The following is a 14,851-nucleotide window of genomic DNA, read 5'->3' on the forward strand; positions in this document are numbered from 1 at the left end:
GCAGCGGTCCGCCGCGCCGACGCCGGCCCTCGGCCAGCGCCGCGAGGGCCAGCTCGACGAGCTCGCTGAGGCCCCGCCGGGGCTCCGGCGCTTCGCTCACGTGGTCGGGTGCCCGGTGGCGGTGAGCCGCCGCACGGCCGCATCGGTGGCGTCGGCGAGGATCGCCAGGACGCGTTCGATCTCCTCCTCGCCGATGATCAGGGGTGGTAGGAGTCGGATGACCGCCCCGTGCCGCCCACCGAGCTCGATGATCAGTCCACGGCGGAGGCACTCGGCCCGGACCAGGGCGGCGAGCCGGGGATCGGCGGGATGCGCGCCGACCGCGTCCGCCGCCATGGTCGGATCGACCAGTTCGGCGCCGAGCATGAGCCCGCGGCCGCGCACGTGCCCCACATGCGGACGGTCACGGGCGAGAGCCTCGAGGCCGACCAGCAGGCGGGAGCCCAGCCGGGCGGCGCGGTCGTCGAGTCCGTCCTGACGCACCCGGCGCAGGGTGGCACGGCCGGCAACCATCGCGAGCTGGTTGCCGCGGAAGGTGCCGGTGTGCGCGCCGGGCGTCCAGACGTCCAGCTCGGCCCGGTAGGCGATCACGGCCATCGGCAGTCCGCCGCCGATCGCCTTGGACATCACGAGGATGTCGGGGGTGATTCCGCTGTGCTGCGCGGCCCAGAACCGTCCCGTCCGCCCGACCCCGGTCTGCACCTCGTCGAGGATGAGCGGGATGCCGCGCCGGCGAGTGATCTCACGGATGGCCCGCAGCCAGCCGTCCGGCGCCGCGACCACGCCGCCCTCCCCCTGGACCACCTCCACGATCAGCCCGGCCGGATCGGTGACCCCGCCGAGCGGGTCATCCAGCAGCCGCTCGATGTAGCGGATGGAGAGTTCCGCACCGTCCGGACCGGCGGCGCGGCCGGGCGCGGACCCCACCCCGAACGGGCACCGGTACGGATGGGGAAAGGGCAGCCGGACCACCGACGCCGTGGCCGGCAACGGGTTCTTGACGGCGACGTTGCCGGTCACCGCCAGCGCGCCCGCGGTCATGCCGTGATAACCACCGGTGAACGCGAGCATGGTCTGGTTCCCGGTCGCCGTCTGGGCGAGCTTGATTGCCGCCTCCACCGCGTCGGCCCCGCTCGGACCGCAGAAGTGCAGCTTGACGTCGCTGCCCAGCCCCGGTGGCAGGCAGGCCCGCAGCTCCTCGGTGAACGCGTCCTTCTCGGGGGTGGCGAGGTCCAGGGTGTGCAACGGGGCACCGCTGGCGAGCGCCGCGGTGATCGCCTGGACCACGTCCGGATGGTTGTGGCCCAGGGCCAGGGTGCCGGCGCCGGACAGGCAGTCCAGGTAGCGCCGGCCGTCCGCGCCGACGACCGTGGCTCCGTCCGCGCGGACCGGCACGATCGGGAGGGTGCGCGCGTAGGTCCGAGCGGACGACTCCCGCTCGCGCTGCCGCGCCAGGATGGCGGCGGGATCCCAGGCCGCCGGGACCGGGTCGATGCTGGTGCTGATGCCGTTTCGAGCGGAAATCGTCATTGCGGGCGACTCCCTTTCGAGCGGACCGGGTTCAGGGAAGCCTAACCTAACTCTGTGTCGAGCCGTTGCTCCGCGCAAGGATACGGTCGCGGCTGGCCCCTTCGGCGGGTCCCTCCATGGTCCGCCTGGATGCCCTGCCTCGTCGCGGAATTGCTGCTCCTGGGCCATCCCCGGCCCCGGCCCCCTCCATTCGGGCAGTGTCCAAGCGCACACCCGAGGGTGGAATCTCCGTCCTGGGTATGGTTGCGCCTGTCTTGGGACATGGCCGCGCCGTCGGCGCGTGGCCCCGATTGCGCCCGCCAGAGCGGGCTGATCTCCCCCGCGCCCGCCAAAGCGAGCTGATCACCACCTGCGCCCGGGCCGCCCGGGCCGCCGCGGCCGTCGTCGCCGGCGGAGCGCGGAACAGGGGCCAGTATCGTATTTTCCCTTTTATTGCGTGGAATGCGTTGCATTTGCCACTGTGGGCACGGCGCAGTGGTCCGGTCGGGCGACGAGCGGGCCGCGGGGGGAGGACTCGGATGGACCTGCCGCCGTCGGCGGCTCCGCTGCATGCCCTGCCCGCGTGGCGCCTTCCTCCCGCGGTGCTCGCGGCGGTGCGCGATCGACCGGCCGGGGCGGCGGAGATCAGCGCCTACCTCTACGACCCGACCGTAGCCGCGCGCAACGCCGCCGCGCTGCGCGGTTGCCTGCCCGGCTGGGCGGAACTCTGCTACGCGGTGAAGGCCAACGGCTTCCCGCCAGTCCTCGACGCGCTGCTGCGGGGCGCCCCCGTCGCCTGGCCGGACGGGGACGTCCAGGTTCGCGGACCCGACCCGAGCGTCGTCGGCTCCGGCCGTGGCGGGGTGGACGGCTTCGAGGTCTCGTCGGCGCGGGAGGCACACCTGGCCCTGGCGGCCTACGGTCGGGTCGCCCCGACCCGACCGCCCTACCTGATCGCGTCCGGCCCGGCGAAGTCGACCACCCTGCTGACCGCGCTGGTCGAGTCGGGGGTGTCCATCGTCAACGTCGAGAGCCCGGGTGAGCTACGGCGGCTGGAGGCGGTCGCGACGCGGGTCGGCCGGCGAGTCACCGTGGCGGTGCGGGTGAACCCGGCACGGGTCGCCCTCGCGGGCTCCCTCCAGATGGGCGGGCGGCCGAGCGCGTTCGGGGTGCCCGAGTCGGAGGTGCCGGCCGTGCTGGAGCTGGCCAGCCGGCTGCCGCACCTTGACGTGGCCGGATTCCATGTCCACGCGGTCTCGGGCAACCTCGACGCCGCCGCCCATCTGGACTACGTCCGCTGGTGCCTCGACTTCGCCGACCGGGCGGCCGCCGATGCCGGGATCGACCTGCAGGTGGTCGACGTGGGCGGGGGCTTCGGCGTGCCGTTCGAGCCGGATCGCCGCGGCGAGCGTCCGTTCGACCTGGACCGGTTCGGGGAGGGCCTCGCGCGGTTACCGATCCCGCCCGACGTCCGGGTGATCTTTGAGCCGGGTCGGCTGCTGGTGGCCGACTGCGGCTGGTACGCCGCCGAGGTGATCGACGTCAAACGCTCCTACGGAACCGATTTCGTCGTGCTGCGCGGTGGCATCCACCATTTCGCCCTGCCGACCTCCTGGGAGATCGTGCACAATTTCGCGGTCGTCGCCGGACCCGCTCCGATCACGACCGACGCCGAGGCCGTCGACACGGACGGGCGACCGGTGACGGTGGTGGGTGAGCTGTGCACGCCGGAGGACACCCTCGCGCGTGACATCACGGTGGGTCCGGTCCGACCCGGTGACGTCGTCGTCTTTCCGCTGGCCGGGGCCTACGGCTACGAGTTCGCCCTCGCGGATTTCCTCGGCCACCCCCGAGCCGACCGCGTCGTGCTCGGGGAATCCGCCGACCGTGGACCGCGATACGCCTGATCTCCGGCACTCGCTATTCCAGCGTTCACCCGTCGTCGAGGAGCAGCGCCACGACCCTGAGGAGGGTCCCGGCCACCAGCCGGACTCCTCCTCCAGCTCCCGGTTCCAGCTCCCGGCTCCATTTCCCGGCTCCAGTTTCCGGGTGGCGGCTCGACGGGATCTTCGCTGCCTTCCACCAGACTCAGCGGCAGCTCCCAGCCCCTGGTGTCGGTGACGAATCGGTGTCGCCAAGCAGGAGAACCCGCCGCGAGTCATCGCGTCATGAAGTCCGAGTCATCGAGTCATGGAGTCGCGCCGTCGAGAAGAGTTCCGGCCCGTTGCCGGGAAACTCCCCCCGAAACGTGCTGAGTCCGAGCGTCGGCGATCCGGCCGGGCGAGGCCGACCCGCAGGGGCGTCAGAACGGGCGGCTGATGATTGCGGCGCCGGGCCGGCGGTCGTTGGGATGCAGGATGCCCGGTCGGGCGCGGCCGGCATTCGGGCGCGACCCCAGGGGAGAGACGGTCGAGGCCGTCGGGAACGTCGTCGCCGGCGAGTCGTCCCGGCTGAAGGGCGCCAGCAGGGCGGCTCTGGGCGGCCCGGCGGGCGCGGCCGGGTCGGGTGCCGGCGCGCGGGCGGGTCGCCCGTCGGTCGTGGCGTCATCCGCAGCGGCCAGTGGCGAACCCGCCGGGCCGGGGGTGCCCGTGGGCGCCGGGCCGAGGTCGGTTCCGGGTCGGCCCGCAGCCGCGTGCACGCCATCGCCGTCGCCATCACCCTCGGCGGCGGAGGCGGGCGTGGGCGGCACCGGCAGGTCGAACCAGAGGTACTTGCCCGACTCCGCGATGATCGTCCCCCAACTGCCGGCGAGGGCGTCGAGGACGAGCAGGCCGCGGCCACCCTCCGCGTCGGGCGCAGCGGTGCGTCGCTGTGGCAGGACGGTCGAGGTGTCCGAGACGGAGGCGTGGATCAGCCCGGGGCGCATCTCGATGAGCAGCCACAACGGCGGCTGGCCGTACTTGACGGCGTTGGTCACGAGCTCGCTGACGAGCAGCTCGGCGGTGCTGCGGACGTCCTCGGGGAGCTCCGCCATCCGCATGCCCTCCCGCAGGACCCGACGGGCCTGGGGGACGGCTGAGGGCAGATAGGGGAGCTCGGCGAGTATGTGGGTCGCGGGTGGGCAACGGGAGGTCGCCTGCCGAACCACGTCCATCGGAACCGAAGACGCGCTCATCTACCACCAAGCCTGAACAACGAGGACATCGCTTATCGTGTACCCGCTCAGGGCGGATTGAAGCCTCGGAATCCGGATCGCACCCCTTGGGGCGATGCCCACTCGTCATCCGATCTTGTTGTAGTCGGCGGACCTGCGGTTATGGCCGCCGGCCGGATCGCCGCGGGACGGCCGTGACGGCTGTCGCCAGCACCCGGGGCCGGTCAGCCGGGTACCCGCGCGACCAGGATCGCGACGTCGTCGCGCAGGTTGCCGCCGGCGAAGCGCTCGGCCGTGGCGAGCACCCGGTCGGCGATGCCCTGCGCCGACAGCCCCGCGCATCCGGCGACCGCCGCCAGCAGCCGGTCCTCGCCGAGCAGGTCGCGGCCGTCGCGGGCCTCGATCACCCCGTCGGTGTAGAAGACCAGCGACTCGCCGGCGCGCAGGGTGACGTCGATGCCGGGGAAGGAGACCTCGTCGTCGGCGAGCACGCCGAGCAGGGTGCCGGGCCGGCCGACGAGCGAGGCGTGCCCGTCGGCATGCAGCACCACCGGCTGGGGGTGCCCGGCGAGGAACAGCCGCAGGCGGATGCCGGCGGCCTGCGGGTCCCCGGTCGGGGGCGGGTCGGGCGGGCTCGCGGGGCCCGTGATCGACGCCGCGGCCAGGGTGCAGAACCGGCCCTGACCGTGGGGGTTCGAGGAGGCGGCGTCACGCAGTGTCCGGTTCAGTTCGAGCAGTACCTCGCCGAGGTCGGTGCCGCGCCCGGTGAGCAGCCGCAGGACGGCGCGGGCCACCCCGGTGACCGTCGCGGCCTCGGCGCCCTTGCCGCAGACGTCGCCGATGGCGATCGTCCAGCCCAGCGGGCCCCACAGCAGGTCGAAGAAGTCTCCGCCGACGTCCAGACCGGCCGACTGCGCGGCGCCGTAGGCGGAGCCGAGATCGAGGCCCTCGATCATCGGCAGATCCGGTGGGCGCAGCCCGGCCTGCAACGTGCCGGCGAGTTCCACCTGGCGGCTGTAGAGGCGGGCGTTGTCGATGGCGAACGCGGCCCGGCGGGCGAGGTCGGCGAGCAGGTCGATCTCGTCGGCGGCGAACGCGTTGCCCTCCGGGCGTCCGAGGGCGAGCACCCCGAGCACTCGGCGGCGGGCCTTGAGCACCATCACCAGGGCCGGGCCGCCGAACGCGGTCAGCGAGTGCATCCGGTCGCCGCTGGCGGACCGCACCGCGGCCATCAGTACCCCGCCCGGGTCGGCCGCCGCCGTGCCCAGCGCGCCGGCCATGCTCTCCTCGGCGTGGGCGGCCGACCACAGTTTCGGATCGGCGTTCTCCCGGTGCAGGTAGACCGCGCACCACTGGGCGAGCCGCGGGACCGGCAGCCGGGCCAGCAGAGCCAGCGAATGGCCGAGGTCGAGGCTGCCGGCGAGCAGGTCGGACGCCTCGGCGAGGAACGACAGCATCCCGATCCGGCGCTCCTCGGCGCGGCGCATGTCGCCGCCGCCGAGGGCCAGCGCCATCCACCGGGTCGCCAGCCGGATGCGGTCGACGTCGAGCCCGGCCAGGCCCGACCCGGTCAGGCCCGCTCCGGGCGCAGGCCACAACAACAGCTCGCCGAGGCTTGACTGCGTCGAGTCCAGCGGGAACGCCACCGCCTCGTCGGCCTCGCCGACGACGCCGAGGGTGGCCACGGTCTCGACCCGGCCACCGTCGCGGCCGGGGCGTCGCACCAGCCCGGCGGTCACGGTCAGGGCGTCGACGAGCTGCGCGAGCAGCTCGTTCACCTCGCCCTCGGCGGTCAGGGCGCGCGCGGTGTCGCGGGCGATGAGCCGGGCGGGCCGCGTCTGGGCCGGCACGATCACCGTCCCGACCTCGTCGGCGGCGTCCTGCGCCGGGACGCCGGCGGAACTGAGCCGGAACCAGACGGTCTTGCCGCCGGGACGGTGCTCGGTGCCCCAGCTCGTCGCGAGCGCGTCGACGAGGGCGAGGCCGCGGCCGTCCTCGCGCAGCCCGTCGATGCCGAAGTCGGCCTCCTCGGGGAACGCCGACGGCGGGCGCGGCACGTCGACCTTCTTCACCCGCGCCATGCCGATGCGCACCGGGTGCCGGTCGGCGACGCCGACGCGAACGCCCTCACCTTCCTGCTGGACGTCGACGGTGGCCGCGGTGCCCGCGTGCACGACGACGTTGGTGACCAGCTCGGTGACCAGCAGGAGCGCGGAGTCGAGCAGGTCGTCGTCGAGCCGGCCGCGCAGCGTCTCGAGCAGGAAGCGCCGCGCGGACCGGGGGGAATCGGGCGTCGGCGGCAGCGTGATGGCCTGTGTCGGCGTCGTCGGAGCCCCTCCTACGCCATTCATGTCGCTCAGTCTCTCCTGCGTTGTCCATCGTGAGGCGGATACTGGCGGCTGGTGTCACCTGTCCTTCGACGCCCGCCCTCGCCGGTGCCCCGAGGAGACCGCCCCTGGCCCGGGCTCCTCCGCCCGGCCCGTCGTCCGAGACGATCGTGCCGACCGAGCTCAGGTAGGAGACCGATGAGTTCCACTGACGACCAGCAGGCCCCGGCTCGCCGTGATCCCGTTGCACCCGGCGGTGACGCTATCGCGACCATCGTCCCCCATGCGACCCGCGACGTGGACGAGACCCGGACATCGCGCACCTCGTCGGATGAGCTGATCGCCGATCTTCTGCACGGTCTGACGAGGTTGTGCGAGGGCGACTTCTCCACTCGACTGATGGCCCGGGAGGGGTACGCCGGCGAGGTGGTGCGCAAGTTCGACGAGCTGGCCGCCATCCAGGAGCGCCACGCCGGCGAGCTGGCCCGGGTCAGTAAGGTGATCCGCCGCGACGGGCGGCTCACCCTGCGGATGGAGGACCAGGGCAGCCCCGGCGGCTGGTCGGACATGACGCAGGCGGCGAACTCCCTCATCGACGACCTGGCCCGCCCGACCCACGAGGTCGCGCGCGTCATCGCCGCGGTGGCCGAGGGTGACCTGTCCCAGCACATGGCGCTGGAGATCGCCGGCCAGCCGGTGCGCGGGGAGTTCCTGCGGATCGGCACCACGGTGAACACGATGGTGGACCAGCTGTCGTCGTTCGCCGACGAGGTGACCCGGGTGGCCCGCGAGGTCGGCACCGAGGGCAACCTGGGCGGCCAGGCGAAGGTCAAGGACGTCTCCGGGGTGTGGCGGGACCTGACCGAGTCGGTGAACTCGATGGCGGGCAACCTGACCAGCCAGGTCCGCAACATCGCCCAGGTGACCACCGCGGTCGCGCAGGGCGACCTCAGCCAGAAGATCACCGTCGACGCCCGCGGCGAGATCCACGAGCTGAAGTCGACCGTGAACACGATGGTCGACCAGCTCTCCGCGTTCGCCGACGAGGTCACCCGGATGGCCAAGGAGGTCGGCACCGAGGGCAAGCTGGGCGGCCAGGCACAGGTCAAGGGCGTCTCCGGCGTCTGGCGGGACCTCACCGACTCGGTCAACGTCATGGCCGGCAACCTCACCACCCAGGTTCGCAGCATCGCCGAGGTGGCGGCGGCGGTGGCCCGTGGCGACCTGACCCGGCAGATCACCGTCGACGCCCGCGGCGAGGTCGCGGGCCTCGCCCACACCCTGAACACGATGGTCGACCAGCTGTCGTCGTTCGCCGACGAGGTCACCCGCGTCGCCTGGGAGGTCGGCACCGAGGGCAACCTGGGCGGGCAGGCGCACGTCCGCGGGGTCTCGGGGGTGTGGCGGGACCTGACCGAGTCGGTGAACTCGATGGCGGGCAACCTGACCAGCCAGGTCCGCAACATCGCCCTGGTGGCCACGGCGGTGGCCCGCGGCGACCTGTCCCAGAAGATCACCGTTGCCGCCCAGGGCGAGATCCTGGAGCTCAAGGACACCCTGAACACGATGGTCGACCAGCTGTCGTCGTTCGCCGACGAGGTCACCCGCGTCGCCCGCGAGGTCGGCACCGAGGGGGCGCTGGGCGGGCAGGCCCACGTCCGCGGGGTCTCCGGGGTGTGGCGGGACCTGACCGAGTCGGTGAACTCGATGGCAGGCAACCTGACCAGCCAGGTCCGCAACATCGCCCTGGTCACGACGGCGGTGGCCCGCGGCGACCTGTCCCAGAAGATCACCGTCACCGCGCAGGGCGAGATCGCCGAGCTCAAGGACACCGTCAACACGATGGTCGACCAGCTCTCCTCGTTCGCCGCGGAGATCACCCGGGTGGGCCGGGAGGTCGGCGTCGAGGGCAAGCTCGGCGGACAGGCCACGGTCGCCGGGGTGGCCGGGACCTGGAAGGACCTCACCGACAACGTCAACCAGCTCGCCTCCACGCTGACCATCCAGCTGCGCGCGATCGGCGACGTGTCCACGGCCGTCACCCGCGGCGACCTGACCAGGTCCATCTCGGTGGAGGCCGAGGGCGAGGTCGCCGAGCTCAAGGACAACATCAACCAGATGATCGCCCGGCTGCGGGAGACCACCGAGCTCAACGCGCAGCAGGACTGGCTGAAGTCGAACCTGGCCCGCATCGGCAGCAAGATGCAGGGCCAGCGCGACCTCTACGCGGTCTGCCAGATGATCATCAGTGAGATGACTCCGGCGGTGAACGCCCAGCAGGGCACCGTCTACCTGCTGGACTTCATCGAGGGCGACAAGCTGCGCTACGTCGCCGGCTACGGCTCGGTGCCCCGGCGCCGCTCGGACGGCACGTTCCTGTTCGGCGAGGGCCTGATCGGCCAGGCGGCGCTGGAGCGCAACCGGATCCGGGTCGAGCACGTGCCCGCCGGCTACCTCAACATCCGCAGCGGCCTGGGCGAGGCGCCGCCGTGCGACCTCGTCGTCGTCCCGGTCGTCTTCGAGAACCAGGTGCTCGGCGTCATCGAGCTGGCGTCGTTCACGCCGTTCTCCGAGCTGCACCTGACCCTGGTCGACCAGCTCGTCGACACCATCGGCGTCGTCCTGAACACGATCATGGCGAACGCGCGGACGGAGGAGCTGCTCGCCCAGTCCCAGCGGCTCACCCAGGAGCTGCGGTCGCAGTCGGTCGAGCTGCAGCGCACCAACAACGAGCTGGAGGAGAAGGCGGCGCTGCTGGAGGACAAGAACCGCGAGATCGAGCTGGCCCGCATCGGCCTCGAGGAGAAGGCCGAGCAGCTCGCGCTGTCCTCGCAGTACAAGACGGAGTTCCTGGCGAACATGAGCCACGAGCTGCGCACGCCGCTGAACAGCCTGCTCATCCTCGCCAAGCTGCTCGCCGACAACCCCGACCGCAACCTGTCCCGCAAGCAGATCGACTTCGCCGAGACGATCCACTCCGCCGGCTCCGAGCTGCTCGGCCTGATCAACGACATCCTCGACCTGTCCAAGGTCGAGGCCGGCAAGATGGACATCGACGCCGCCAACGTGAGCACCGCCGCCCTGTGCGACGCCGTCGCCGGGGTCTTCGGCCCGGTCGCGGACGAGAAGGGGCTGGCGTTCGAGGTCAACCTCGCCGCCGACGTGCCGGCCGAGTTCGTCACCGACGAGCAGCGCCTGCAGCAGGTGCTCAAGAACCTGCTGTCCAACTCGGTGAAGTTCACCGACAGCGGCACCGTTCGCCTCGACGTCACCCTCGCCCGCCCCGACCTGCCGCACCTGGCGTCGCACCTGCGCTCGGCCGGCACGGTGCTGTCCTTCGCGGTCAGCGACACCGGCATCGGCATCGCCGCCGACAAGCTACGCATGATCTTCGAGGCGTTCCAGCAGGCCGACGGCACCACGTCGCGCCGCTACGGCGGCACCGGGCTCGGCCTGTCCATCAGCAAGGAGATCGCCCGCCTGCTGGGCGGCTCGATCGCGGTGTCCAGCGCGGTCGGGCACGGCAGCACCTTCACCCTCTACCTGCCGGCGGCCCCGCTCGCGCAGCTGCCGGCCTTCGGGGTCACGCCGGGTGAGCCCGACGACGTCCTGATGATCGTCGGCGGGGTGGACGGTGGCTGGGGCCAGAACGACTCGACGAGGCCGGCCCTGGCCCCGGCCGGCTCGCCGGCCGCGCAGGGCTGGCGCAACGGGGTCGCCGACCGGGTCGGCGGCGTCGTCGGTCAGCGCGGTGGCGTGCCCACGCCGGTCCCCGCCACCGTGAGTGGATCAGGTTCGGGCGCTGCCAACGGCTCGGGCGCTGCCAACGGCTCCGGTGGGGGCAGCGGCGCAGGTGGGGGCAGCGGCTCGGGCGCTGCCAACGGCTCTGGCGCGGCAGGCGTCCCCGGCGGGGCCAGCGGGTCGAGTGGGGCTGCGGCGCCTGCCGGTCCGGTCGAGTACCGGGTCTCGCCACCGGCCGCGACCGCCTACACCACGGACTGGCACTCGGGCGATGCCGCGGTGGGCATCCCGTTCCTCACCGAGCCGGCCGACACCGCCACCCGGGCGACCGGGGGAGACGTCGACGACTCCGACCCGCTGATCGACACGACGGTCCTGGTCGTGGACGATGACGTACGCAACGTGTTCGCGCTCACCAGCGCCCTCGAGATGTACGGAATGCGGGTGCTCTACGCCGACAACGGCCACGATGCGATCCGCACCCTCCAGCAGGACACCGCGCCGGTGCACCTCGTGCTGATGGACGTCATGCTCCCCGGCATGGACGGCAACGAAACGACCTCGATGATCCGGGACATGCCCGCCTTCGCCGACCTGCCGATACTGGTGCTGACCGCGAAGGCCATGCCCGGGGACCGGGAGAAGAGCATCACCGCCGGTGCCACGGACTACATCACCAAGCCGGTGGATCTCGACCACCTCCTCGGGGTGATGCGGTCGTATCTGTATTGATCAGATCGCGTATGGTGCGCATTCGGGCGTCTATCGGTGGGGCGGTGAGATGCCGTCGGAAGCGATCGGCGATGGTGGTGGGGTGGCGACACCCACCATGGACCGGCAAGGCGATCGCGAAGGAGGAGGCGGGCGGGTGACCGAGCGGAGCGGCGGTTCCGTCGACGGCGAGGGCGGGCCGGCCGCGGAACGACCCCGCAGCAAGATCCTGCTGGTTGACGATCGGGCCGACAATCTCATGGCGCTGGAGGCGATTCTCGCCTCGCTGGACCAGGATCTTGTCACGGCGTCATCGGGCGAGGAGGCGCTCAAACGCCTTCTGGTCGACGACTTCGCGGTGATCCTTCTGGACGTGCAGATGCCTGGGATGGACGGATTCGAGACGGCGCATCGGATCAAGCAGCGCGGGCGTACCCGGGACACCCCGATCATCTTTCTGACGGCGATCGACCGGGAGCCGCACCACGCCTTCCGCGGTTACGCTGTCGGCGCGGTCGACTACATTGCGAAGCCCTTCGACCCGTGGTTGCTGCGGGCCAAGGTCAGCGTGTTCGTGGAGCTGTTCGAGAAGAACGAGCGGCTGTCCGAGCTGGTTCATCAGCGGGTCCGGGACTTCGACCTGATGACCGAGGTCGCCGAACGCCTCATCGCGCTCGACGTCCTGCTGGAAGGCGGGGGCGGAAGCTCCGCGGAGGAGACGATCGCCGCGGCCGGCGCGGAGGTGCGCGGTCTGGTCGCCCGACTGCAGCCCTTCGCCCGCTCGAACAACACCTGAGCGCCCGTCCGCCCTCGCCTCCGTCCGCCTGGTTCGCCGCGGTTGCCCGCGAGCAGGGCGCGGGACGTCGGATTGAGCGGGGTGCCGCTGGTTCGGGGTGCCGCTGGTTCGGGGTGCCGCTGGTTCGGGGTGCCATCGGGTCGGGGTGCCATCGGGTCGGGGTGCCGTCGGGTCGGAATTCGGCGGGCCGGGGTTGGCTCGGGGTAGCGCGGGTGCCCGCCCGGGGGACCACCGGCGCGTGGCGGTCCGTTGTGTCGGTCACATCACAGCTTCGTCGCGGGCGGGCGACGGGACCGGACCGCGCGCTCCGATCCGCTTCCGGTACCTCACGCTTCGTCGTGCTGGCAAGGCTGAGTAGCGTCGGATCGGCTGCCCAGCCGCACCGGACCGTCCGTTCCGGACCGCTCCTTTCGCTGCCTCCCGGCTGACACCGCGCCGCGGGCGAATGGATGTTGTCCCCACCCTCGCTCCGCGCCGATAGCATGCTTTTGTAGACCAGATCCGCCGGCGTGCGCACGCTGCCGGTTTGTGCAGCCGTAGGAGGTTTCGTCGTATGGCGATTGCCCGGCGGACTCCCCAGGCTCTTGCCGGGCTGGATCCCAGGACTATCGGTCCGTACACGGTTGAACGGAAGCTGGTCGATGCCGGGACCGGACCGGTGTTTCTTGCCCGTAACAATCTCGCACGCCCCGTCCTCATCAAGCTGATCACGGCGCCGTTCGCGCGGGACACGGGGTTCCGCCGCCGGCTGCGCATCGACCTTGATCACCTACGCCGGCTGGCCCCGTTCTGCCTCGCCGCGATCCTGGACCTGGATACGCTGGCCCGCCCCCCCTACGTGGTCGTCGAGTACATCGACGCGCCGACCCTGGCGGCCAGCGTCGAGGACGACGGTCCGTTGCACTCGGCCGACACCGCCCGGCTCGCCGTGGGGCTTGCTGCGGCACTGTCCGCGCTACATGGCGAGGGAATTGTCTTCGGCGATTTGAAACCAACCAATGTGGTGCTTTCTGGGCGAGGGCTGCGGTTGGTCGACTTCGGTCTCGCCCGAGTGCTGAACGTGGTCGCCGCAGACAACTCGAGCACTTCCTCGTCCGGTGTCGGGACGCTCGCGTTCATCAGTCCGGAACAGGCACTCGGTCAGGCGGTGACCGCCGCGTCCGACATCTTCACCTGGGGCGGCGTACTGCTGTTCGCCGCGACCGGCCAACCGCCGTTCGGCGCCGGCACGCCGCGTGCCCTGCTCCAGCGTGCCGTCTACGCCGAGCCCGATCTGTCGATGCTCGATCCCGACCTGCGCGACCTGGTCTCCGCCGCGATGCGCAAGGACCCCAAGCGCCGGCCCCGCGCCGTCGACCTGCTCGAGCACCTCATGGTGGGTGTTCCCGAGGACGATCCGCGGCCGGTCCCCGCACACGATGTGATGGGACCGCCCGAAGACGCCGCCGGCGCCGTCGCGGCGACATCCCGGGCAGCGACATCCCCGGCGGAGACATCCCGGGAGAGAACGCTGACCACCGGCCCGCTGCCCGCCGCCGCGCTGGTCGCTGACGATCCCCGGCGGTCACCGGAAGCGCCTGCGGCAGAGTCGGGCCCGCAGGTTGAGCCCGAGGCGGAGTCGGACCCGTCGGGAGCGCCGGGGCCGCAGCCGCGGGTTGAGGCCGGGGCAGGGTCGGACGCGCAGGTTGAGTCCGAACCCGCACCGGAGTCGGCGGCGGCGGAGTCGGAGTCGGAGTCGGCGGCGGAGACCGAGGGCGAGGGCGAGGCGGACGCTGACGCCGACGACATGCCCAGGGCCGAGTCCGAACGCGACCTCGACATCAAGCCCGCGGGTGGGCGCCGGCCCGGGAGCGAGGGCGCACCGGAGACGGTGGCCCGGCCCGTTGGCAGCGAGATCTCGCCCGGCGCGGCGGCCTCGGCCTCGGGGACGCCGTCGCACCCCGCGAACGCCTCGCCCGTCGCGGCGACGTCTGCGCTGGCCGCGACCGCGGTCGGACCGGACACCGCCGCGATGGCCCCGCGCCAGCGGACGAACTCACCCGAAACCGGCCAAGTATCAGGGGTGAATCCCTCTCCGGGCGGCCGCGATGCTCCGGGCGGCGCGGCTGTTCCGGGTGCCGACGCGGTCCCCGGCGAGCAGGCCGAGGCGCGGGTCACGTCGGCCGACGCGACCGCGGTGCTGGTGGTGGCGGCGACCGCTCTGATACCTCAGCAGGCCCTGCCCGCGTCGTCCCGGTCCGCCCGGCCGGCGGACGTCCGTCCGGCCCAGACGGGGGACATACCGCCCGCGGCCCGGCCGGCCAAGGGGGACGGATCGCCGCGGGACGGCGACGACGCCGTCGCGGAGACCACCGGGAACGGCCATTCCGTGGCGACTACCGAGAGCGGCGAGGCCGTGGCCGGTCTCGAGAGTCCGCAGCCCGCGGCGGCCCTCGAGGCCGGCGAGACGGCGGCGGCCGCGGAACTCCCCGAGACCGCGGTGGCCACCGAGACCGCGGCGGCCACTGAGACCGCGGCGGCCACTGAGACCGGCGCGGCCGGCGTGGACCGGGAGGAGCCGGTGGTCGCGCCGCCGCATCAGATCCGACCGGACCGCGGGTGGCTGCGGCGCGCGCTGTCGCTCGGCGCGGCGACGTCGCTGCTGGTCATCCCGGCGTTCGCGATCCTGGGCAC

At 72.3% G+C, this 14,851-nt stretch carries 7 protein-coding genes; 4 read left to right on the forward strand and 3 right to left on the reverse strand.

The window, feature by feature from the left end:
• Positions 1-96: 96 nt before the first annotated feature.
• Positions 97-1,530 carry a diaminobutyrate--2-oxoglutarate transaminase family protein gene (locus ND748_RS12520; protein ID WP_251745965.1) on the reverse strand — a complete coding sequence of 478 codons (1,434 nt, stop codon included), beginning with the start codon at positions 1,528-1,530 and terminating at the stop codon, positions 97-99.
• Between the two features lie 518 nt (positions 1,531-2,048).
• On the opposite strand from ND748_RS12520, the gene ND748_RS12525 reads away from it, so the two are divergent.
• A complete protein-coding gene (locus tag ND748_RS12525; RefSeq protein WP_251745966.1) occupies positions 2,049-3,416 on the forward strand; it encodes a type III PLP-dependent enzyme in 1,368 nt (455 codons plus the stop codon).
• 395 nt (positions 3,417-3,811) lie between these two features.
• Here the strand turns inward: ND748_RS12525 and ND748_RS12530 are convergent, their stop codons facing one another.
• Positions 3,812-4,624 (reverse strand): ATP-binding protein, encoded by an 813-nt coding sequence (locus tag ND748_RS12530; protein ID WP_251745967.1) that lies wholly within the window; start codon positions 4,622-4,624, stop codon positions 3,812-3,814.
• A 203-nt stretch (positions 4,625-4,827) separates the two neighbouring features.
• The gene (locus ND748_RS12535; protein ID WP_251745968.1) at positions 4,828-6,954 is read right to left on the reverse strand and encodes a SpoIIE family protein phosphatase; all 2,127 of its coding nucleotides are present in this window, start codon (positions 6,952-6,954) and stop codon (positions 4,828-4,830) included.
• Positions 6,955-7,128: 174 nt separating this feature from the next.
• Between ND748_RS12535 and ND748_RS12540 the strand changes: the two genes are divergently transcribed.
• From ND748_RS12540 to ND748_RS12550, 3 genes are all read left to right on the forward strand, one after another.
• The gene (locus ND748_RS12540) at positions 7,129-11,403 is read left to right on the forward strand and encodes a HAMP domain-containing protein (RefSeq protein ID WP_251745969.1); all 4,275 of its coding nucleotides are present in this window, start codon (positions 7,129-7,131) and stop codon (positions 11,401-11,403) included.
• Positions 11,404-11,539: 136 nt separating this feature from the next.
• Positions 11,540-12,178, forward strand: a complete 639-nt coding sequence (locus ND748_RS12545; RefSeq protein ID WP_044887848.1) for a two-component system response regulator — start codon at positions 11,540-11,542, stop codon at positions 12,176-12,178.
• A gap of 553 nt (positions 12,179-12,731) precedes the next feature.
• On the forward strand, positions 12,732-14,851 hold a 2,120-nt coding region (locus ND748_RS12550), incomplete at its 3' end, for a serine/threonine-protein kinase (RefSeq protein ID WP_251745970.1).

Origin of the sequence: Frankia sp. AiPs1, from assembly GCF_023716945.1 — a bacterium.
Taxonomy (GTDB): Bacteria; Actinomycetota; Actinomycetes; order Frankiales; family Frankiaceae; genus Frankia.

What these genes read in the sequence shown, in the direction of transcription:
- ND748_RS12520 (WP_251745965.1), bottom strand. Translation starts at nt 1,530, where the DNA reads ATGACGATTTCCGCTCGAAACGGCATCAGCACCAGCATCGACCCGGTC.
- ND748_RS12525 (WP_251745966.1), top strand. Translation starts at nt 2,049, where the DNA reads ATGGACCTGCCGCCGTCGGCGGCTCCGCTGCATGCCCTGCCCGCGTGG.
- ND748_RS12530 (WP_251745967.1), bottom strand. Translation starts at nt 4,624, where the DNA reads ATGAGCGCGTCTTCGGTTCCGATGGACGTGGTTCGGCAGGCGACCTCC.
- ND748_RS12535 (WP_251745968.1), bottom strand. Translation starts at nt 6,954, where the DNA reads ATGAATGGCGTAGGAGGGGCTCCGACGACGCCGACACAGGCCATCACG.
- ND748_RS12540 (WP_251745969.1), top strand. Translation starts at nt 7,129, where the DNA reads ATGAGTTCCACTGACGACCAGCAGGCCCCGGCTCGCCGTGATCCCGTT.